This is a genomic window from Streptomyces sp. NPDC002004 (assembly GCF_053593975.1).
This window is the reverse complement of sequence record NZ_JBSFDP010000001.1, coordinates 1-20,254: the sequence shown is the minus strand read 5'-3', so window position 1 is coordinate 20,254 and position 20,254 is coordinate 1. Positions and strand designations below refer to the sequence as shown.

General features: G+C 72.3%; 17 protein-coding genes and 1 pseudogene. 13 read left to right on the top strand and 5 right to left on the bottom strand.

From position 1 onward, the window contains the following. Positions 1-51 precede the first annotated feature (51 nt). Positions 52-333, bottom strand: a complete 282-nt coding sequence (locus tag ACWCP6_RS00090; protein WP_131565796.1) for an Lrp/AsnC family transcriptional regulator — start codon at positions 331-333, stop codon at positions 52-54. Further along, positions 330-1,070 (bottom strand): rhomboid family intramembrane serine protease, encoded by a 741-nt coding sequence (locus tag ACWCP6_RS00085; protein ID WP_450930014.1) that lies wholly within the window; start codon positions 1,068-1,070, stop codon positions 330-332. Before ACWCP6_RS00085 ends, ACWCP6_RS00090 begins: the two co-directional genes overlap by 4 nt. Positions 1,071-1,263: 193 nt before the next feature. On the opposite strand from ACWCP6_RS00085, the gene ACWCP6_RS00080 reads away from it, so the two are divergent. The 5 genes from ACWCP6_RS00080 to ACWCP6_RS00060 all read left to right on the top strand — a co-directional run bounded on the left by ACWCP6_RS00080 (position 1,264) and on the right by ACWCP6_RS00060 (position 7,124). Beyond that, the gene (locus tag ACWCP6_RS00080; protein ID WP_450930013.1) at positions 1,264-1,503 is read left to right on the top strand and encodes a hypothetical protein; all 240 of its coding nucleotides are present in this window, start codon (positions 1,264-1,266) and stop codon (positions 1,501-1,503) included. 35 nt (positions 1,504-1,538) lie between these two features. Continuing rightward, entirely contained in the window at positions 1,539-2,888 is a 1,350-nt protein-coding gene (locus ACWCP6_RS00075; protein WP_450930012.1) for an NYN domain-containing protein, read from the top strand. Between the two features lie 701 nt (positions 2,889-3,589). Next, entirely contained in the window at positions 3,590-4,615 is a 1,026-nt protein-coding gene (locus tag ACWCP6_RS00070; RefSeq protein ID WP_450930011.1) for an NlpC/P60 family protein, read from the top strand. A 202-nt stretch (positions 4,616-4,817) separates the two neighbouring features. Next, a complete protein-coding gene (locus ACWCP6_RS00065) occupies positions 4,818-5,846 on the top strand; it encodes an NlpC/P60 family protein (RefSeq protein WP_450930010.1) in 1,029 nt (342 codons plus the stop codon). Between the two features lie 84 nt (positions 5,847-5,930). Beyond that, positions 5,931-7,124, top strand: a complete 1,194-nt coding sequence (locus tag ACWCP6_RS00060) for a hypothetical protein (RefSeq protein WP_450930009.1) — start codon at positions 5,931-5,933, stop codon at positions 7,122-7,124. Between the two features lie 146 nt (positions 7,125-7,270). On the opposite strand, the gene ACWCP6_RS00055 is transcribed toward ACWCP6_RS00060, so the two are convergent. Next, a complete protein-coding gene (locus ACWCP6_RS00055; protein WP_450930008.1) occupies positions 7,271-7,831 on the bottom strand; it encodes a PadR family transcriptional regulator in 561 nt (186 codons plus the stop codon). Positions 7,832-7,941: 110 nt separating this feature from the next. Between ACWCP6_RS00055 and ACWCP6_RS00050 the strand changes: the two genes are divergently transcribed. Further along, positions 7,942-9,288, top strand: a complete 1,347-nt coding sequence (locus ACWCP6_RS00050; protein WP_450930007.1) for an MATE family efflux transporter — start codon at positions 7,942-7,944, stop codon at positions 9,286-9,288. On the opposite strand, the pseudogene ACWCP6_RS00045 reads toward ACWCP6_RS00050, so the two are convergent. Then, positions 9,250-10,524, bottom strand: a pseudogene (locus ACWCP6_RS00045) (glycosyltransferase 87 family protein); the annotation flags it as partial. The gene ACWCP6_RS00050 and the pseudogene ACWCP6_RS00045 sit on opposite strands and share 39 nt — an antisense overlap. Positions 10,525-10,641: 117 nt before the next feature. Between ACWCP6_RS00045 and ACWCP6_RS00040 the strand changes: the two are divergent. Both ACWCP6_RS00040 and ACWCP6_RS00035 read left to right on the top strand, forming a co-directional pair. After that, a complete protein-coding gene (locus ACWCP6_RS00040; RefSeq protein ID WP_450930006.1) occupies positions 10,642-11,784 on the top strand; it encodes a glycosyltransferase family 4 protein in 1,143 nt (380 codons plus the stop codon). 157 nt (positions 11,785-11,941) lie between these two features. Further along, a complete protein-coding gene (locus ACWCP6_RS00035; protein WP_450930005.1) occupies positions 11,942-13,552 on the top strand; it encodes a GMC oxidoreductase in 1,611 nt (536 codons plus the stop codon). 84 nt (positions 13,553-13,636) lie between these two features. Here ACWCP6_RS00035 and ACWCP6_RS00030 read toward each other — a convergent pair whose 3' ends face one another. Continuing rightward, positions 13,637-15,433: an AMP-dependent synthetase/ligase gene (locus ACWCP6_RS00030; RefSeq protein WP_450930004.1), complete on the bottom strand. Its 1,797-nt coding sequence runs from the start codon at positions 15,431-15,433 to the stop codon at positions 13,637-13,639. A 323-nt stretch (positions 15,434-15,756) separates the two neighbouring features. Here ACWCP6_RS00030 and ACWCP6_RS00025 point away from each other — a divergent pair, with 323 nt between their 5' ends. From ACWCP6_RS00025 to ACWCP6_RS00005, 5 genes are all read left to right on the top strand, one after another. Next, on the top strand, positions 15,757-16,560 hold the full coding sequence (locus ACWCP6_RS00025; protein WP_450930003.1) for a metallophosphoesterase family protein: 804 nt from the start codon (positions 15,757-15,759) through the stop codon (positions 16,558-16,560). 205 nt (positions 16,561-16,765) lie between these two features. Next, positions 16,766-17,203, top strand: coding sequence for an SRPBCC family protein (locus tag ACWCP6_RS00020; protein ID WP_450930002.1), 438 nt, complete (start codon positions 16,766-16,768; stop codon positions 17,201-17,203). Positions 17,204-17,359: 156 nt separating this feature from the next. Then, entirely contained in the window at positions 17,360-18,529 is a 1,170-nt protein-coding gene (locus ACWCP6_RS00015; protein WP_450930001.1) for an ArsA family ATPase, read from the top strand. A 159-nt stretch (positions 18,530-18,688) separates the two neighbouring features. Further along, positions 18,689-19,210 (top strand): DUF5304 domain-containing protein, encoded by a 522-nt coding sequence (locus ACWCP6_RS00010; protein ID WP_450930000.1) that lies wholly within the window; start codon positions 18,689-18,691, stop codon positions 19,208-19,210. Between the two features lie 53 nt (positions 19,211-19,263). Next, on the top strand, positions 19,264-20,205 hold the full coding sequence (locus ACWCP6_RS00005) for an ROK family glucokinase (protein ID WP_450929999.1): 942 nt from the start codon (positions 19,264-19,266) through the stop codon (positions 20,203-20,205). The last annotated feature ends 49 nt before the right edge of the window (positions 20,206-20,254 follow it).

Here is a 20,254-nt window from a genome sequence, read left to right as displayed (position 1 = left end):
GCACCGCGCAGGCGACGGGGCTCCGGCCCCGCGGTGCGGGGCCCTGCGGCCCTACGAGTCCAGGCCGATCGCGAAGGCGGCCTCCAGGTCGTGCTGCGAGTACGTCCGGAACGCGACATGCGTGTCCGTGGCCTCCACGCCCGGGATCTTGCTGATCCTGCCGGGGATGACGTCCGCCAGGTCGTCGTGGGCCTTGACCCGGACCATGGCGATCAGGTCGTAGGTGCCGGTGACGGAGAAGACCTCGCTGACGCTGTCCAGCGCGGCGATCGACTCGGCGATCTCGGGGATGCGGTCCACGCTGGTCTTGATGAGCACGATCGCGGTGATCACGGCTTGCTGTCTCCCTCGGTGGCCGGCGCTGTGTCCTTCACTCTATCCGGCCGTCCCTCGCCCCCCAGCGCCCTTGCGGGGCCGTCGTGGGCGCCCGTCCCGTGCCTGCCGTACCGGGCCCACGCGTAGAGAAAGCCCAGCGTGAAGCCCACCAGATGGGCCAGGTAGGCCACCCCGGGTCCCTGGGGGGTCTGGCGCACGGCCAGCCACTGGAGTGCGGCCCAGAACGGCAGCACGACCCACGCGGGGAAGCGCAGAGGTAGGAAGAACAGGAACGGGAAGAGACTGGTCACGCGGGCCTTAGGGAAGAGGAAGAGAAAGGCGCCGAGGACGGCGGAGATCGCCCCCGACGCGCCGACCAGGGTCTGCGCCGAATCCGCGTGGGCGACCGCGTAGCCCAGCAGCGCCAGATAGCCGCAGACGAGGTAGAAGAGCAGGAACGCGACGGAGCCCATGCGCTCCTCCGCCATCGCCCCGAAGACGTACAGGAAGAGCATGTTGCCCAGCAGATGCAGCCAGCTGCCGTGCACGAACAGGGCGGTCGCCGGGGTGATGACGGCGCGCGGCACGCCGGTCAGCAGTTCCGTCGGCACCACCCCCCAGCGCTCGAAGTAGGCGCGTTGCGCCGCGAGGAGCGCGTCGCCGGAGCCGTACATCGGACTGAGTCCGGAGACCGGGCTCAGCACGAAGAGAAGACAGCACAGCCCGATCAGTCCGTACGTCACCTTGCTGATCATGTGCAGAGCATGACGTAACCGGACCGAACCGCACAGACCGCCTCGCCGCAGACGGGCGCCGAGCACACCTGAGCCCGCAGGCCGTAGGGTTACGACCCAAACGCACCTAGGGTTACGACGCGGAAGCACCATGGAAACGGACGCACCATGGAATACAGGTGCACCGGACACGACGAAGGAAGCGACGGTCACGATGACGGTTCCCCTCCCGACCGCGACGACTCGGTGGCGCTGCACGCTCTGCGGCAACCTCACCCGGTTCGACGTGACCCGATCGTCGAAGGTCGTGGAGTACCTCCATCTCGACCTCGCGGGCGAGCCGAAGGTCGAGGAGCGCGACGTGGTCAGTGAGACGATCGAGTCGGTCCGCTGTCGTTGGTGCAATGCGGTGGACCAGGTGGAACTCGTGGACAGGCCGGGCGCCGGCTCCTGAGGGAGCGGGCCCCCGCACAGCTAGTGGGGTGACGGATGGTGGAGAGCGCAGGCGGGGGGCCGGTCGACGGCACCGCTGAGGTGCTCGACCGCCCGCTGCCCGAAGGGGTGCGCCGTCGGGTCGTCCAGATCGTCTCGGACGGCTTCGGCGGGCTGACCGTAAGTGAACTTCCCGCGCAATTGCGGCAGTACGCCCGTTTCACCCCGACTCGCCGCGCCAAGTTCGGCGGCAACGCGATGGCGGCGGCGGTGGAGACCGATGCGCTGTTCCGGCAGCGCATCGCCGAGAAGCTGCGGGAGGGCCAGCAGGAACTGGCCGGCGCCCTCGACGCGGGCGCTCCGCCGCCCGCCGCCGACCCGCTCGACGTGGCCGCCGCCGCCTATGTGCTGCGTCCCGTCGGCTGGGTGAAGCTGGTGACCGCCGCCGGCGAGGAGGCCGAGCGGGCCGACGCCGAGCGGGTCGACGAGGAGACCCGGGCCGAACTGGACCGGCTGCGTGCGGAGCTGGCCGATGCGCAGGCCCAGACACGCACCGAGACCGAGCGGCTGCGCACCGAGCTGGAGGCCGCGAAGAAGGAAGCCGAATCGCTTCACCGCAAGCTCCGCGGGGCACTCAGCGACATCAAGCGGGGCGAGGCGGCGCTGCGCAAGGTCCAGGGCGAGATCGAGACCGTACGGGCCGAGGGCCAGGCGCAGGTGTCGGCAGCGGAGAGCGAGACACGGCGGCTCAAGGCCCGCCTCGGCGAGGCCGAGGCGGCGCTGGAGGCGACCCGCCGTGCCGCCCGCGAGGGCCGCAGTGTCGAGGACATGCGGGTGCGGCTGCTGCTGGACACCGTGCTGGACGCGGCCCAGGGGCTGCGGCGTGAACTCGCCCTGCCCCCTGTCTCGGTGCGTCCCGCCGAGACCGTGGATGCGGTCGAACCGGGGCGAATGTCCCCGAAGGACATCGCGGCCCGCGCCCTGTCCGAGCACGATCCCGCGATCCTGGACCAGTTGCTCGCGCTGCCGCAGGCCCATCTCGTGGTGGACGGCTACAACGTCACCAAGACCGGCTATCCCCAGATGCCCCTGGAGAAGCAGCGACTGCGGCTGCTGGGTCAGTTGTCGCTGCTGGCCGCCCAGACCGGCGCCGAGGTCACCTGCGTCTTCGACGGCGCCGAGCTGGCCGCTCCGGTGCTGCTCGCGCCGCCGCGCGGGGTGCGGGTGCTGTTCTCCAAGCCCGGTGTGACGGCCGACGAGCTGATCCGCCAGCTGGTGCGCGCCGAGCCGCCGGGGCGCCCCGTCATCGTCGCCTCGACCGACCGGGAGGTGGCCGACGGCGTGGCGAAGGCGGGGGCGCGCCCGGTGGCTTCGGTGGTGCTCCTCAAGCGCTTCTCGCGGGGCTAGGGGGTGTCTTGCCGATCACGCCGGGCTCGCGGGGCTTGGCACGCACATCTGCGGCGTTGTCGTCGGTCGCCGACTCCCCCCACGCTCGGCTGCGCTCGCGCGGGGGGACCCCCATCGCGTCGACTCCCTCCTCCGCCTTGCAGCTGCGCTCGGCATCCGGAGGATGAATCGAAGAGCCGAGGCGGAGAGAGCGAAGCGAACGCAGCGCACCAAGCCCCGCTCCCTGATCCGGCCCGATCGACAAGACACCCCCTGACGCCTCGCCCGCTCCGTCCGCCCCTCCGGCGGCCGACGGGAGTTCGGCGGAAGGGCCGGACGGGTCTTCGCCGGATCGACTCCACCCCATGCACCTTTTGCGGGAGTTTGCCGCGATGGTTCGATGCCCGGCGGGCCGGCGGGCCGGGAAGCCCCTTTCGTGCCGGTAGGCGCATACGCACCAACCGCAACAACTGTGTGAGATGCCCGAATTGGCGAAACCTTCACGCAACGTAGCGTCAATCGAGCATTACTGCACGTGAGTTGCGTGCAAAGAATGCGCTGGGTGACAGAGATTTTTCTCAAGAGGATTTGAACTGATCACAGGAAGGTCACTAGGGTCTGGCGCGAACCCCCGCTCGGTTGATCACTCATGAGGAGTGGCAGCGGGGGCACCGCCCACCGGTGCGTCGGTAGGCGGCTGAAGGAAGAAGGAGCTCGCCTTCGTGGCGTCCCACCGTCGACCCAAGCAGCCGAGCCGCACCCGTGTGACCGTGCTCACCGCAACCGCCGCCGCTGCCGTGGCCCTGACCTCGCAGGCCGCCCAGGCCGCGCCCAAGATGAGCAAGGACCAGGTCAAGGCCAAGGTCGATGCTCTGTACGAGCAGGCGGAAAAGGCCACCGAGAAGTACGACGGGGCCAAGGAGAAGCAGAAGAAGCTCGAGAAGGAGATCTCCGATCTCCAGGACAAGGTCGCCCGCGGCCAGGACGAGCTCAACACCCTCCGGGACGGCCTCGGTTCGATGGCCAGCGCCCAGTACCGCTCCGGTGGCATCGACCCCTCGGTGCAGCTCTTCCTCTCCTCGGACCCGGACGACTATCTCGACAAGGCGTCCACGATGGACCAGCTGAGCGCTCAGCAGGTCGATCAGCTGAAGAAGATCCAGGAGAAGCAGCGCTCCCTCACGCAGGAGCGCCAGGAAGCCTCCGACAAGCTCAAGGACCTCGCGGACACCCGCGCCGAGCTGGGCAAGAAGAAGCAGGAAGTCCAGGGCAAGCTCGGCGAGGCGCAGAAGCTCCTCAACACCCTGACGGCCAAGGAGAAGTCCGAGCTGGCCGCCAAGGAGGCGCGCGCCAGCCGCGCCAGCGAGCGCAGCGCCATCGGCAACGCCAAGCCCGCGTCCGGCCGCGCCGGTGCCGCCTTCGCCGCGGCGCAGAGCAAGATCGGCTCGCCGTACGTCTACGGTGCCTCCGGCCCCAGCTCCTTCGACTGCTCCGGCCTCACCTCCTGGGCGTACGCCCAGGCCGGTGTCTCCATACCCCGCACCTCCGAGCTCCAGGCCAACGCCGGAACGCGGATCTACTCGCAGAGCGACCTCCAGGTCGGCGACCTGGTCCTGTTCTACGGCGACCTGCACCACATCGGCCTCTACGCGGGCAACGGCCAGGTGCTGCACGCCCCGCACACCGGCGCCAACGTGCGCTACGAGGCGATCGCCAACATGCCCTTCCAGTTCGGCGTCCGTATCTGACACCACCTGCCGTGCCGCCCGAACGGGCGAATTCCGGCAGCCCCCGCTGACCCCACGCCCCGTCGGTGACCTGCGTCTCCGGCGGGGCGTCAGCCGTTGTGCCCGCCGCGCTCTTTGGTCCCGCTGTAGTCGCACGGCTACTGTCCGGTGTCGCATTCCCCCGAAACCGGGGGTCCGTCAGCGGAAGGGAGAGCGGCTACCCGTGGGGTCCCATCGCCGCGTTGCAGCCTCCGGCCTCGACCGGAGAACCAGTGTCACCGTCCTGTCCGCCGCCGCGGCCACCGCGGCGGCCGCCCTCGGCGCGGCACCGGCCGTGGCGGTGCCGCACGACAGGCCCTCCGACCCCCGGGCCACCGTGGACCGGCTGTTCGAGGAGACGGAGCGCGCCACCGAGGCGTACGACCGCGCCGATGAGCGGGCGGACCGGCTGCGCGCACGGGTGGCGACGGCACAGGACCGGATCGCCCGCGGCCAGGAGCGCATCAACACCATGCGGGGCGCGCTCGGTTCGCTCGCCGGGGCCCAGTACCGCTCGGGCGGCATCGACCCCTCGCTGGAGCTGTTCCTCTCCGCGGACCCCGAGGGCTATCTGGACAAGGCCTCGACGCTGGACCGCATCGGGGCGTTGCAGACCGGCAAGCTGAAGGACCTGGAGCGGGCCCAGCGAGGCCTTGCCCAGGAGCGGGCCGAGGCGATGAAGGACCTCGCCGAGCTGGAGCGGGCCCGCAAGGCGGTGGCCCGGCACAAGCGGACCGTCGAGCACAAGCTCGCGGAGGCCGAGCGGCTGCTGGGGGCGCTGCCGGCGGCGGCGCGTGCGGCGTACGAACGGGCCTCGCGCTCGGGCCGCGACCTCGTACCCGACCTGGGCGGTGCGGTCGCCCCGTCCGGGCGGGCCGCCGCCGCCGTCGCTGCGGTCCGCTCGGCGCTCGGCCGCCCCTACGTGTGGGGCGCCAGCGGTCCCTCGGGCTTCGACTGCTCGGGGCTCATGCAGTGGGCGTACGCGCATGCCGGGGTCGGGCTTCCGCGCACCTCGCAGGAACAGCGCTTCGCGGGGCGCCGGGTACCGCTGTCCGAGGCGCGGCCCGGCGATCTGGTCGCCTACCGTCAGGACGCGAGCCATATCGCCATGTACGTGGGCCACGGGCAGGTCATCCATGCGCCCCACCCGGGGGCGGCCGTGCGGTACGACCCCGTCGGGATGATGCCGGTCTCCTCGGTGACCCGGCTCTGACGCCCGGGGCTCCCGGCACGGGGTGATCGCGTACCGGTCACCTGCGGTCCGAGGCGCCGGGCACGGCCCCGTACCATCGGGCAGATGGCTGGTCGTGGGCGCGGGGCGTGGGTGGCAGCGGTGTGCGCCGCCCTGCTCGGGCTGTCGGGCGGGCTCGTCGGCTGCGATCGTGCGGCGCCGGGCGGCGCCCAGGTCGGCGTCCAGCGGGTCCTGGACCGCAGGGCGGACGCCGTGCTGCACCATGACGCGTCGGCCTTCCGCGCGACCGGCACGGACGCCGGTTTCCGCGCCCTCGCGGACGTGCCGCTGACCTCCTGGACGTACCGGATCACCGGCTTCCACCGCTCCGGGGCGCGGGCCACCGTGGAGGCCGACCTGCGCTACCGCGTGACCGGCTACGACCGCACCCCGGTCAGCGCCCTGCGCGAGCTGGACCTGCGGCAGCGCGACGGGCGGTGGTACGTCGCCGGGGACCGGCCTGCGCCGGGGGCGCCCCAGCAGCTGTGGGAGCAGGGGCCGGTCACGGTGGTGAAAGGTGCGCACAGCCTCGTGCTCGGCGTCGGGCAGCAGCGGCGGCGGCTCGGGGACTTCGCCCGGCTCGCCGATCACGCGGTGCCCGCGGTGCGCGACGCCTGGGGCGGCGACTGGTCGGGCCACGTCGTGGTGCTGGTGCCGAAGTCGCTGGAGGGCATGGCGGGACTCCTGGGCGCGGCCCCCAGCGCGTACCGCGGGATCGCCGCCGTCACCACGGGCGAGGCGGGCAGCGGCACCCGGGCGCCGGCCGACCGGGTCGTCGTCAACCCCGATGCCTACGCGGTGCTCGGCGACCTCGGCAAGCAGGTCGTCCTCACCCACGAGACCACCCATGTCGCGACCCGGGACCTGACCACCCGGGCGACCCCGCTGTGGCTCTCCGAGGGCTACGCCGACTGGGTCGGATACCGCGGTACCGGCCGCCGGCCCACGCAGGCCGCGCCCGAACTCGCGCGCGCCGTGACGGCCGGGCAGGTCCCCGCGGACCTGCCCGCCGACCGGGACTTCGGCTTCGGCGGGGACGCCACCCGCCTCGCGCAGGCCTACGAGGGCGGATGGCTGGCCTGCCGCATGATCGCCGACAACTGGGGCGAGGCGAAGCTGAACGCCTTCTACCGCACCGTCGGCGCCCACGGGAAGCGCCCGGGCGCGGTCGAGGCCGCCCTGCGCGACGTCCTGCGCACGACCCCCGACCGGTTCACCGCCCGCTGGCGTGCCTACCTGCGCACCGAACTGAGCGGCTGAGCCACGCCCTCACCGGTCTTCGGTGGGTGGCCTGTCCGGCGTGTTCACCGGCCTCCCGCCGAAGGCCCGCCCGGAGCATTCACCGGTGTCCGGCCGACGGCTTGCCCGGAGTGACCGGTCTCCGGCCGGCGGCCGGCCCGTTGTGCTCACCCGCCTCCCGCCGAAGGCCCGCCCGGCGCGCTCCGCCGGTCGAGTTCCGCGATCGTCTCCGCCAGCCACGCCTTCTCGGCCGTGCTCGTCGCCCGGGCGACCCGCAGCATGCCCTGGCGGAACAAGTCGCCCGCCTCCGCCGCGCGCACCGGTTTGCCGTCGCGGTAGAAGAAGCTCGCCGGGGTGGTCAGGAACTCCTGGCGGCGGCGGAGCACGGCGGCCTGTTCGGCCGGGTCGGGGAGATGGCGCAGAAAGGCCAGGACCGTATTGAAGCGGTGATGGTCGGTGATCTCCACGTCCTTGGGGCGGCGGAGCCGCTCCAGCAGCTGCGCACGTCCGGCGTCGGTCAGCGAGAGGATGCGGCGCGGGGCGGCGCCGGCACCGGGCTCGGTGCGCTGCTCCAGCGCACCCGCCTTCACCAGCCGGGTGAGCGCCGGATACAGCGCGCCGTCGCTGACCGGCCGGACGTGGCCGCTGAGGGCCTTGATCCGTTCCTTCAGCTCATAGCCGTGCAGCGGCTCCTCGTAGAGGAATCCGAGGATCGGCAGCTCCAGCATCCGGCGGCTCCTTGGGGTCCGTGGCCCTTGCGGGTCCCACTGCATCATGGTACCTCTCTTCGCTGTACATCGATTCGAGGTATGGATCGACGGAACACACGGGGGTCGCCATGTCCGTACACCGCAAACAGCTCGTCTCCCTCGCCGGGCCCGTCTACGTCTCACTGCTCGCGTCCGTGGCCGCCGGGATCATCAACACGGTCTGGGTGTCCCGGCTCGGCGGCCCCGCCGTGGCCGCCGTCGCCGCCGCGACGAACGCCGAGAACGTGCTGCTCGGTGTGGCCCTGGTCTTCGGGTCCGGCACGACGGTGCTCGTCGCGCACGCCAGGGGCGCCGGTGACCCCGGCGCCCTGCACGCCGCGCTGCGCGGCGGCACCGCGCTCTGCGCCCTGCTCGTGCCGTTCGTCGCCGGCGGCGGATTCCTGCTGCGCGGGCCGATTGCACGGACGGTTCTGGGGGACGGCGCCGCGGTACCGCTCGCCACCGCCTACTTCGCGATCTCACTCCCCGGCATGGCCGTGTTCTTCGTGCAGAACCTCGTCGACGGCATCCTCAAGGGCACCGGCGACACCCGCACCCCGCTGCGGCTCGCCCTGCTCGCGAACGGCCTGATCCTCGTCCTCGACCCGCTGCTCATCCACGCCTACGGGGTCCGGGGCGCCGCCGTCTCCACGGTGACCGGACGCCTGGTCGCACTCGTCGTGGGCGTCCGTGCCGTGCGTCGGGCCGCCCCGGTGCGCACCGCCCGTGCGGCCGCTCCCGCGGTGTCCGCATCCGCCGCGCTGCGCCGCACGGTGCGCACGGGGCTGCCGATGTCCGCCGACTTCACGGTCCGGCAGACCGGGGCGCTCGCCCTCGTCGCGATCGTCGCCCGGCTCGGCGTCGCACCGGTGGCCGCGTACGCCATCGGCTACAAGGTCCTGTACATCGCCACCATGGCCTTCTACGCGGTGCGCCAGGCGGCGTCCATCCACACCGCGCACACCGGTGGCCGGGGTCGTGACCAGCGACGGGCCATCGGGCGTGCGGCCGTGGCCCTGTCCGGTGCGCTGGGCCTGGCGGCCGCCCTGCTGCTGGCCGTGCTCGCCCCCTGGATCATGCGCGCCTTCGGCGCGGACGCCCGGGTCGCCGGCGAAGGCGTGCTGTTCCTGCGCTGCATCGGCCCCTACCTGCTGCTCATGGCCGGGTTCATCGCACTCGGCGGCGTCTTCGAGGGCAGCGGGGGCGCCTCGGTGCTGCTGCGGATCACCCTTGCCGGGACGGCCGTCCAGCTAGCGCTCGCCCACGCTCTGTCCGGGCTCGGGCTGCCCGGGATCTGCTGGGCGATGGGGATCGCGATGGCCGTCCAGGGCGCCCTCGCCGGGCTGTTGTTCCGACGCGGGGGCCGGGGCGGTAAGCAGGGCCGGGTCCGGCCCGTCCCCTCGTACCGGGCCGTGCACCGCGGCGGAACCGGCTGACCGCGCCGGCGCCGGGGCGGCCGCCACCGTCTGCCGCCACAGCCGGACGGCCGCCAGTGCGGTGGCGGCCGCGAGCAGACCGTTGCGGGTGTACAGCAGGGTCAGGCCCAGCCAGTCGCTCGCCACGACGTGGGCGAACCAGACGGGGAACTCCAGCAGCGTGACGAGGCTCGCCGCCAGGACCAGCGCGGCGGGCGTGGTCATGCGGGTCGCCCGGTGGGTCAGGCAGACGGCCGCCAGGCCCGCCAGCCACACCATGTACTGGGGGCTGATCACCCGGCTCGTGACCGTGAGCAGCAGGACCGCGACGAACGCCGCGTCGCCGAGCGTCGACGCCGACCAGGTGCGGGCCCGCAGCCGCCACCACAGCAGCCAGGCCAGTGCCAGCATCGACGCGATCTGGGCCAGGACGCTCACCACCGGCACGTACGGACCGATGAACTCCATCGAGCCGTAGTTCAACTGCACCAGGCCGGGCCAGCCCAGGTGCCGGGCCGTGTGGAAGACCAGCGCGCCCAGTGACTCGACCTCGGTGCCCCGGTCCCGCTGGGAGGTGACGAAGGCGAGTGCGCCCGGCATGAGCAGCGCGAACACGGCGCCGATGCCGACGGTCGTGGCCGCCGCCGCGGCGCAGGCCCGCCGCGCCGGCCGCCCGCGCCCCGCACCGCTCAGCAGCAGCACAGGCCACACCTTCAGCAGTGCGCCCACCGCCGCCAGCGCGCCCAGTCCGCCCGGCCGGCGCGCCCCGGCGAGCAGTGCGGCCACGGCGACGGCGGTGACCATCAGGTCGTAGCGCGCATAGGCGGTGGGGCCGAGCAGTGCGACGCCGCCCACCCACACCCAGGCGCCCCGCAGCGACCTGCCCGGGCGCCCGCCCGCGTACAGCAGCAGTCCCAGCACCAGCCCGTCCGTCAGACAGGCCAGGACGAAGAACGCCGCGGTGTAGGACAGGAAGGGAAGCAGGGCGGGGGAGAGGACCGCGAGGGCGGCACCGGGCGGGTACTGCCAGGTGACGTCGTGCTCCGGGAACGCTCCCGTGCGCAGCACCTCGTACCAGCCGTGGTAGATGACCGAGACATCGCTGGTCACGTCCGGGCCGGCCACGGCCACGACCTTGAAGACGCACAGCAGGAGCAGGGTTCTCGTCGCTGCCCACGCGGCGACCGCCCACACCGCAGCCGGGATGGTCCTGCGACGTGCGACCGCTGCCCGCGCGGCGACCGGCGCGACCGTCATGACCACCTCGTCCGTCCTCGTCGTGCCTGCCTCACGGCCGGAGGGCCATGATGCCGCTCCGGGTCGTACGGGAGCGAAGAGGCGCGGCCGTGCGGCGTTCGGTACTGTCGGACGGCGATGCACAAGACCCTGATCGTGACCAACGACTTCCCGCCGCGGCCCGGAGGAATCCAGGCCTTTCTGCACAACATGGCACTGCGCCTGGACCCGGAGCGGCTGGTCGTCTACGCCTCCACCTGGAAGCGCGACCGCGAGGGCATCGAGGCCACGGCGGCGTTCGACGCCGAGCAGCCGTTCACCGTCGTACGCGACCGCACGACCATGCTGCTGCCCACCCCCCGCGTCACCCGTCGTGCGGTGGGTCTGCTCCGTGAGCACGGCTGTACGTCGGTGTGGTTCGGCGCGGCCGCCCCGCTCGGGCTGATGGCGCCCGCGCTGCGCGCGGCCGGCGCCGAGCGGATCGTGGCCACCACGCACGGGCACGAGGCCGGCTGGGCACAGCTGCCCGGCTCGCGGCAGCTGCTGCGACGGATCGGCGAGGGCACGGACACGCTCACCTATCTCGGCGAGTACACCCGGTCCAGGATCGCGGCCGCGCTGACGGCGGAGGCCGCCGCGCGCATGGCGCATCTGCCGCCCGGCGTCGACGAGAAGACGTTCCACCCGGACTCCGGCGGTGACGAGGTGCGCGCCCGGCTGGGGCTCGCCGACCGGCCCGTCGTCGTGTGCGTCTCGCGGCTCGTGCCGCGCAAGGGGCAGGACACGCTGATCCGTGCGATGCCGGCGATCCTGGCGCGGGAGCCGGAGGCGGTGCTGCTGATCGTGGGCGGCGGCCCCTACGACGGTGCGCTGCGCAGGCTCGCCGCCGACACCGGGGTCGCCGACTCGGTGCGCTTCACGGGGGCCGTGCCGTGGGAGGAGCTGCCCGCGCACTACGGAGCGGGGGACGTGTTCGCCATGCCGTGCCGCACCCGGCGCGGAGGGCTCGATGTCGAGGGGCTCGGGATCGTGTATCTGGAGGCGTCCGCGACGGGGCTGCCGGTCGTCGCGGGGGACTCCGGCGGGGCGCCCGACGCGGTGCTCGACGGGGAGACCGGGTGGGTGGTGCCCGGGGGGTCCCCTGAGGCAGCCGCCGAGCGCATCGTCACCCTCCTCGGCGACGCGGAGCTGCGCACGCGGATGGGGGAGCGCGGGCGGGAGTGGGTCGAGACGACGTGGCGGTGGGATCTGCTGGCCAAGAGGCTGCAGGCCCTGCTCTGACGTTCTCCCGGAGTCCTCTCCGGCGTCCGCCCAGGCCCTGCTACGACGTTCGCCCAGCCCTGCGCTGACGTCCGCGCAGCCCTCTCTCGAACATTCTCCCGGATTTGGGTCCGCGCACCGTCTGGGCGGAAGCCGAAAATCCGCACATGCTGCGCCCATGAGCACACATCTGACGCGCCGTCACATCCTGGGGCTAGGCGCCCTGCAGGCTGCGGCCGCGCTCGGTTTCACCCGTATCGGTCTCTCCTCGGCCCGTGCCGAGGAACCTCCCGCCACCGACTTCGCCCCGGCCGTCGTCATCGGCTCCGGCTACGGCGCGGCCGTCGCCGCGCTGCGCCTCGGGCAGGCCGGTGTGCGGACCCTCGTACTGGAGATGGGCCGGCTCTGGGACAGCCCCGGGTCCGACGGCAAGGTCTTCTGTTCCACCAGCGCGCCGGACCAGCGCTCCATGTGGTTCCGCACGCGCACGGAGGCCCCCCTCGCCACCTTCCTCTGGCTGGACGTCGTGAACAGGGACATCAGCCCCTACCCCGGCGTCCTGGACCGCGTGCACTTCACCGACATGTCCGTGTACGTGGGGCGCGGTGTCGGCGGCGGCTCACTGGTCAACGGCGGTATGGCGGTGGTGCCGAAGAGGTCGTACTTCTCCGAGGTCCTGCCCCGGGTCGACGCGGACGAGATGTACGGCACCTACTTCCCGCGCGCCAACACGATGCTCGGCGTCAACACGATCGACCCGGCGTGGTTCGAGTCCACCGAGTGGTACAAGTTCGCCCGTACCTCGCGCAAGCACGCACAGAACACCGGGCTGAAGACCGTCTTCGTGCCCAACGTGTACGACTTCGGGTACATGCAGCGCGAGGCCGCGGGCACGGCCGTGAAGTCCGCCCTCGCGGGCGAGGTCATCTACGGCAACAACCACGGCAAGAAGAGCGTCGACAAGACCTACCTCGCCGCCGCGCTCGGCACCGGCAACGTCACCATCGACACCCAGCAGCACGTACGCGCGGTACGAAGACAACCGGACGGCACCTACGTCGTCACCGCCGACCGCACCGACCTCACGGGCGCCGTCGTGGGGACCCGGGAGATCGGCTGCCGCACGCTCGTCCTCGGCGCGGGCAGCCTCGGCACCACCGAACTCCTGCTGCGCGCCCGCGAGACGGGCGCCCTGCCCGATCTGAGCCCCGCCGTCGGCACCCGCTGGGGCGGCAACGGCAACATCATGACCGCCCGCGCCAACCACATCTGGGACACCGTCGGCGCCAACGAGGCCACCATGCCCACCCTCGGCATCGACGACTGGGACAACGCGGCCAACCCCGTCTTCGCCGAGATCGCCCCGCTGCCCATGGGCTTCGAGCACTGGATCAGCCTGTATCTGGCGATCACCAAGAACCCGCAGCGCGGCACCTTCTCGTACGACCCCGGGACCGACTCGGCGAAGCTCAACTGGAGCCGCGCCCAGAACCAGCCCTCGGTCGACGCCACGAAGAAGCTCTTCGACCGGATCAATCTGCGCAACCTGACGATCTACCGGTACGACCTCTTCGGCAACAACAGCCCGTTCGCCGACGACTTCTGCTACCACCCGCTGGGCGGCGTCCCGCTCGGCGAGGCGACGGACGACTACGGCCGGGTGAAGGGCTACCCGCGGCTGTACGTCACCGACGGCTCGCTGATACCGGGCTCGATCGGCGTGAATCCGTTCGTGACCATCACGGCACTGGCGGAACGGGCGATGGACCGCGTCATCGCCGACAGCTGACCCCCGCCACAGCGGAAGACCGCTGGGACGGGGGTCGGGGACGATCAGGTGAGGCCGCGGCCGGAAGCCGCCGTCGCCCGGGCGTCAGCCCCGGTAGAGCGCCTCGATCTCGTCGGCGAAGTCCTTCGCCACCACGTTCCGCTTGAGCTTCAGGGACGGGGTCAAGTGACCGGACTCCTCGGTGAACTGGGAACCGAGAACCCGGAACTTCCGCACCGACTCCGCCTTGGACACCGCGGCGTTGCCGTCGTCGATCGCGTGCTGGATCGTGGCCAGCAGATCCGCGTCGTCACGCAGCGAGGCCGCCGTGGACCCGGCCGGCTTGCCGTGCTCCTCGGCCCACCGGCCCAGGAACTCCTCGTCGACCGTGACGAGCGCGCCCACGAAGGGGCGGCCGTCGCCGACGACCATGCACTCGGCGACCAGCGCATGCGCCCGGATACGGTCCTCGATCACCGCGGGGGCGACGTTCTTGCCGCCGGCCGTGACGATGATCTCCTTCTTGCGGCCCGTGATCCGCAGATATCCGTCCTCGTCCAGGGTGCCGATGTCACCCGTGTGGAACCATCCGTCGGCCAGCGCCTCGGCGGTCGCCGCCTCGTTGTTCCAGTACCCCTTGAACAGGTGCTCGCCGTGCAGCAGCACCTCGCCGTCGTCGGCGATCCGGATCACCGAACCGGGCAGCGGCTGGCCGACCGTACCGATCTTCGTCCGGTCCCACGGGTTGAACGCGGTGGCCGCGCAGGACTCGGTGAGGCCGTAGCCCTCCAGGACCGTGAAGCCGATGCCGCGGAAGAAGTGGCCCAGGCGCTCGCCCAGCGGGGCGCCGCCCGAGATCGCGTACTCGCCGCGCCCGCCGAGCACGGCCCGCAGCTTGCTGTAGACGAGCTTGTCGAACGTCTTGTGCTTGATCTTCAGGCCGAGGGACGGGCCCGACGGGGTGTCCAGCGCCCTGCTGTACGCGATGGCGGTGTCCGCGGCCTTGTCGAAGATCTTGCCCTTGCCGTCGGCCTGCGCCTTGGCGCGCGCCGAGTTGTAGACCTTCTCGAAGACGCGCGGCACGCCCAGGATCAATGTCGGACGGAACGCGGCCAGTTCGTCCGTCAGGTGCTTGATGTCCGGTACGCAGCCCAGCTTGATCGGCGCCATCATCGGCGCGATCTGCACGAGCCGCCCGAAGACGTGCGCGAGCGGAAGGAACAGCAGGACCGAGCACTCGCCGGTGCGGAACAGCGGGCGCAGCCGCTCCACGATGTTGCCGCACTCCGCGAAGAAGCTGCGGTGGGTCAGCACACAGCCCTTGGGGCGGCCGGTGGTGCCCGAGGTGTAGACGATCGTCGCCGGGTCGTCGGCCTTCGCCAGCGAGCTGCGCTCCTCGACCGCCTCGTCGGCGAGCCCGGCACCCAGTGCGACCAGCTCGTCCAGTCCGCCGCCCTCGATCTGCCAGACGTGGGCGAGCGCGGGCAGCCGGTCGCGGACCGCGTCGACGGTCGCCGCATGCGCGTCCAGCTCCACCAGGCACGCGACCGCACCCGAGTCGCCGAGGATCCACTGCACCTGCTCCGGCGAGCTGGTCTCGTACACCGGCACGGTGACCGCGCCCGCGCTCCAGATCGCGAAGTCGAGCAGCGTCCACTCGTAGCGGGTGCGGGACATCAGGCCGACCCGGTCGCCGGGCCGCACACCGGAGGCGATCAGGCCCTTAGCCGCGGCCCGCACCTCGGCGAGGAAGGCGGTGGCGGAGACGTCCTGCCAAGTGCCGTTCACCTTGCGGGCGATGACCGCCACATCCGGGTGCTGCGCGGCGTTTCTCCGGACGATGTCGGTCAGATTGCCGTCCGCGGGGACCTCGTACAAAGCCGGAAGGCTGAACTCGCGCAAGACTGCTGCTCCTCATAGGGCGCCGGCGCCACGACGTTGTGTTGCTGCGACGGTGCGGTCCAAGGCTCGGGCAGGTGCTCGGGGCGAAGCCACTGGCCAAGCCAATGGTTGAAACCCAGAGCACGACTGGACTGCCCGGACGTTACCCATCGGTACGGCTTCTTCGATAGGGGGTCCCGGCCAGATGTTCGCTGCGTCACACGACCTTCACTCGCCATGGCGTTGCTTCGCGCACAGTAGTCCACCGGCTTCCCGACTGAGAAGTAACCGCAGGTCCGGCCACCTCTGGCCTCCTTTGCCCGCTCGGTCCTAGGGTGATCGCCATGGCAGGCACACGAGAGGGCAGCCGCCCCGGCTCCATGCGGATCCACGTCGTCAGCGACGTCCACGGCAACGCGCGCGACCTGGCCCGGGCGGGAGAGGGTGCCGACGCCCTGGTCTGCCTCGGCGACCTGGTGTTGTTCCTCGACTACGCGGACCACTCGCGCGGCATCTTCCCCGACCTCTTCGGCACCGAGAACGCCGACCGGATCGTCGCGCTGCGCACCGAGCGCCGCTTCGACGAGGCCCGCGCCTTCGGCGCCTCCCTGTGGGGCGACCTCGGCGGCGACCGGGCGACGGCCATCGAGCGGGCGGTGCGCAAGCAGTACGCAGAGATGTTCGCCGCCTTCCCGACGCCGACGTACGCGACGTACGGCAATGTCGACATGCCCCAGCTGTGGGCCGAGTACGCGGGCCCCGGCACCACCGTCCTCGACGGCGAACGCGTCGAGATCGGCGGCCGGGTCTTCGGCTTCATCGGCGGCGGCCTGAAGACCCCCATGCGCACGCCCTACGAGATCAGCGACGAGGAGTACGCGGCGAAGATCGAGGCCGTCGGCGAGGTCGACGTGCTGTGCACGCACATCCCCCCGGACGTCCCCGAACTGGTCTACGACACGGTGGCGCGCCGCTTCGAGCGCGGCAGCCGGGCGCTGCTCGACGCGATCCGCCGCACCCGCCCCCGCTACCACCTCTTCGGCCACGTCCACCAGCCCCTGGCGCGGCGCATGCGCATCGGCGCGACCGAATGCGTGAACGTCGGCCATTTCGCGGGCTCCGGCACGCCCTTCGCCCTGGAGTGGTGACCGCCTGACCGCCGCGTCCACGGTGCCGGGGACGTGCCCGGCGCCGGCGGACGCAGGGCTTGATCGGGCCCCACGCGGTGACGGCGGCCAAGTCACCGCGCGGTAGCCTTCACGCTGCACGACGCGCACGCACGACGCGCACGGCACGGCGCGCGCCGCTGCGCGCACCTCACCTCACCGGACCGCATCTGGAGGAGCCACGGCGATGGCGGAATACACCAGCTCGAGCATCACGATCGAGGCGGCACCGGCCGATGTCATGGGAGTGATCGCCGACTTCGCGCGCTATCCGGACTGGACGGGTGAGGTGAAGGAGGCCGAGGTCCTCGCCAGCGACGACCAGGGCCGCGCCGAGCAGGTCCGCCTCGTCATGGACGCCGGCGCCATCAAGGACGACCAGACCCTCGCCTACACCTGGACCGGCGACAACGAGGTCTCCTGGACCCTCGTCAAGTCCCAGATGCTGCGCTCCCTCGACGGCTCCTACCTCCTCAAGCCCACCTCCACCGGCACCACCGAGGTCACCTACCAGCTCACCGTCGACGTCAAGATCCCCATGCTCGGGATGATCAAGCGCAAGGCGGAGAAGGTCATCATCGACCGCGCGCTGGCGGGCCTGAAGAAGCGCGTCGAGTCGAAGTAGCGGGGCGGGCCGAGGGCGCCTCCCGCGGCCGCACGGGACGCCGACGGCCGACGTGCCCTCCGCCCCGTCCGGTCCCGGCAGGCGGCCCGGTCCCGGTGCCTGGCACCGCGGGACCGCCATCGGGCCCCGCAGCGGCACGCAGTACGGTCACTACCCATGCGCACAGTCCTCGTCACCGGCCCCGCCGGCTCCGGCCGCACCACGGTCACCGCAGCCACCGCGCTGACCGCGGCCCGCAACGGCACCCGAACGCTGGTGCTCTCCGGAGACCCCGCCGACACGCTGGGCGCGGCCCTGGGAACACCCACGGGCGGGACCCCGACCGAGGTCGAGCCGGGACTCACGGCCCTGCGGCCCGATGCCGCCGCCGCGTTCCGTGACGACCTCACGGCCCTCCAGTCCCGCGCCGCCTCGGTCCTGGACCTCCTGGGCGCGTCCCGCCTGGACCCCGAGGAACTGACCCCGCTTCCCGGCTCCGGCGAACTCGCCCTCCTGCGCACCCTCCGCGACGCGGCCACCGCCTCCTTCGACCTGGTGGTCGTCGACCTCCCCGCGGCCCCGCAGGCGATCGCCGCCCTCGCCCTGCCCGAGCAGCTCCGCCGCTACCTGCGCCGCCTGCTGCCCCCCGAGCGCCAGGCGGCCCGGGCCCTGCGCCCTGTGCTCGGCCGCCTCGCGGGCGTCCCCATGCCCACCGAGGCGCTGTACGAGGCGGCATCCCGCTGGGACCTGGAGCTGGCCGCCGTACAGGCCGTGATCGAGGACCCCGGGACCACCGTGCGCCTGGTCGCCGAACCCGGTCCGGCCGCCGCCGACGCCCTGCGCACCACCGCGACCGGACTCGCCCTGCACGGCCTGCGCGTGGACGCGCTCGTCGCCAACCGCATGCTGCCGGACGCCTCTGCCGACCCCTGGCTCTCCGGTCTCGCCGCACAGCAGCGCAAGGCCGTCGAGGAGTGGGCGGCGGGGTACGACGTCCACGAGGTCGCCCACCTGGGCCGCGACCCACGCGGCGCCGAGGACCTGGCGGCCCTCGCCGTGCCGCATCCCGGCGACGCCCCCGGCCGCGTCGACTGGCCGCTCGCCGACCGCCGCGCCGACGACGGCGTCCTGGTCTGGCACATCCCGCTCCCGGGCGCCGTGCGCGAGGACCTGGACCTGATCCGCCGGGGCGACGAGCTCGTGGTCACCGCGGGACCGCTGTTCCGCCGGATAGTTCCGCTGCCGTCGGCGCTGCGCCGCTGCACCGTCGCCGGGGCGGGGCTGCGCGAGGGGGAGCTGCGGATCCGGTTCACCCCGGACCCGGACCTGTGGCCGCAGCGCGGCTGACCCGATGGCCGAACCCGGACCCGGGCCGCCGGGACCCGGTGAACCGGACGCCCCCGTTCGGGTAACGTCGACCGTACGAAACGTAGCGTTCCCGTCGTCCGTCACGCTTCCGACGAGCGCTTCGCGCATCCCTCCCCGTTTCGCAGGAGTTCGACCGCCATGAGCGACGCCAACGAGAACCCCGTGCCCGACCCTGGCGGAGAGGCCCGCACCCCCGCCGACGAGGCTCCGCAGAAGGACACCCCGCGCGACGGCGGCATCGACGCCGACGCCTGGGCGCAGGCCTGCGCCGAGGACCTCGCCGACGAGAAGGCCCGCCGCCGGGCCCGCAGCACGCCACCGCCCGGCACGGCGGCCGAGGAGCTGCGCAAGCTCGTCGACGCCGTCGCCGACAAGCTCTCCGGGCTGCAGTCGCCGTTGTTCGGCATGGCCGGACAGGGCGCCGCGCAGCACGTCGTCCAGCAGATCGTGCAGCAGGCCAAGGCCGCCGTCGAACCCGTCATCGAGCGCAATCCGGACGTCTTCGACCACCTCGCCGCCGCCGGGAACGAACTGCTGGCCGCCTACCGCTCCGCCGTGGAATCCCAGGAGCGCCGCTGGACCCGCGGGGAGGGCTCAGGACCCGGTTCCCACCGGTGGGACGAGGGCCCCGGCCCCGGGGAGCACATCGACCTCGACTGACATCCACTCGGGTACGGTTGGCCATAGCGGGGCTCGACCGAACTGAGGGACACATGGGACTCACCATCGGCGTCGACATCGGCGGCACGAAGATCGCGGCCGGCGTGGTCGACGAAGAGGGCACCATCCTGGAAACGCACACGGTGCCCACTCCGACGACCGCCGAGGGCATCATCGACGCGATCGCCTCCGCCGTCACGGGCGCCGGCAAGGGGCACGACATCGAAGCCGTCGGCATCGGCGCCGCCGGATACGTCGACGACAAGCGCGCGACCGTGTTGTTCGCACCCAACATCCACTGGCGCCACGAGCCGCTGAAGGACAAGGTCGAGCAGCGCGTGGGCCTGCCGGTCGTCGTGGAGAACGACGCGAACGCCGCGGCCTGGGGCGAGTACAGGTTCGGAGCAGGCCAGGGCCACGAGGACGTCATCTGCATCACCCTCGGCACCGGCCTGGGCGGCGGCATCATCATCGGCAACAAACTGCGCCGCGGCCGCTTCGGCGTCGCCGCGGAGTTCGGGCACATCCGGGTGGTTCCCGACGGTCTGCTGTGCGGCTGCGGCAGCCAGGGCTGCTGGGAGCAGTACGCCTCCGGGCGCGCCCTCGTGCGGTACGCGAAGCAGCGGGCGGGTGCCACCCCGGAGAACGCCGAGGTCCTGCTCGGGCTGGGCGACGGCACGCCCGAGGGGATCGAGGGCAAGCACGTCAGCGCGGCGGCGCGGCAGGGCGACCCGGTCGCCCTCGACTCCTTCCGTGAGCTCGCCCGCTGGGCCGGCGCGGGTCTCGCCGACCTCGCATCGCTGTTCGACCCGTCCGCGTTCATCGTCGGCGGCGGCGTCTCGGACGAGGGGGAGCTCGTCCTCGACCCGATCCGCAAGTCCTTCCGCCGCTGGCTGGTCGGCAGCCAGTGGCGCCCGCACGCCCAGGTACTCGCCGCCCAGCTGGGCAACAAGGCGGGCCTGGTGGGCGCGGCCGACCTGGCCCGGCAGGGCTGACCGCCCGATTCCGTCATCACACCGAGCGGCCGCCGCGTCCCGAGGGGGC

Coding starts and splice junctions, on each gene's coding strand:
- ACWCP6_RS00080 (WP_450930013.1), top strand. CDS start 1,264: ATGACGGTTCCCCTCCCGACCGCGACGACTCGGTGGCGCTGCACGCTC.
- ACWCP6_RS00085 (WP_450930014.1), bottom strand. CDS start 1,070: ATGATCAGCAAGGTGACGTACGGACTGATCGGGCTGTGCTGTCTTCTC.
- ACWCP6_RS00060 (WP_450930009.1), top strand. CDS start 5,931: ATGGCTGGTCGTGGGCGCGGGGCGTGGGTGGCAGCGGTGTGCGCCGCC.
- ACWCP6_RS00050 (WP_450930007.1), top strand. CDS start 7,942: ATGTCCGTACACCGCAAACAGCTCGTCTCCCTCGCCGGGCCCGTCTAC.
- ACWCP6_RS00025 (WP_450930003.1), top strand. CDS start 15,757: ATGGCAGGCACACGAGAGGGCAGCCGCCCCGGCTCCATGCGGATCCAC.
- ACWCP6_RS00035 (WP_450930005.1), top strand. CDS start 11,942: ATGAGCACACATCTGACGCGCCGTCACATCCTGGGGCTAGGCGCCCTG.
- ACWCP6_RS00005 (WP_450929999.1), top strand. CDS start 19,264: ATGGGACTCACCATCGGCGTCGACATCGGCGGCACGAAGATCGCGGCC.
- ACWCP6_RS00020 (WP_450930002.1), top strand. CDS start 16,766: ATGGCGGAATACACCAGCTCGAGCATCACGATCGAGGCGGCACCGGCC.
- ACWCP6_RS00055 (WP_450930008.1), bottom strand. CDS start 7,831: ATGCTGGAGCTGCCGATCCTCGGATTCCTCTACGAGGAGCCGCTGCAC.
- ACWCP6_RS00015 (WP_450930001.1), top strand. CDS start 17,360: ATGCGCACAGTCCTCGTCACCGGCCCCGCCGGCTCCGGCCGCACCACG.
- ACWCP6_RS00010 (WP_450930000.1), top strand. CDS start 18,689: ATGAGCGACGCCAACGAGAACCCCGTGCCCGACCCTGGCGGAGAGGCC.
- ACWCP6_RS00040 (WP_450930006.1), top strand. CDS start 10,642: ATGCACAAGACCCTGATCGTGACCAACGACTTCCCGCCGCGGCCCGGA.
- ACWCP6_RS00075 (WP_450930012.1), top strand. CDS start 1,539: ATGGTGGAGAGCGCAGGCGGGGGGCCGGTCGACGGCACCGCTGAGGTG.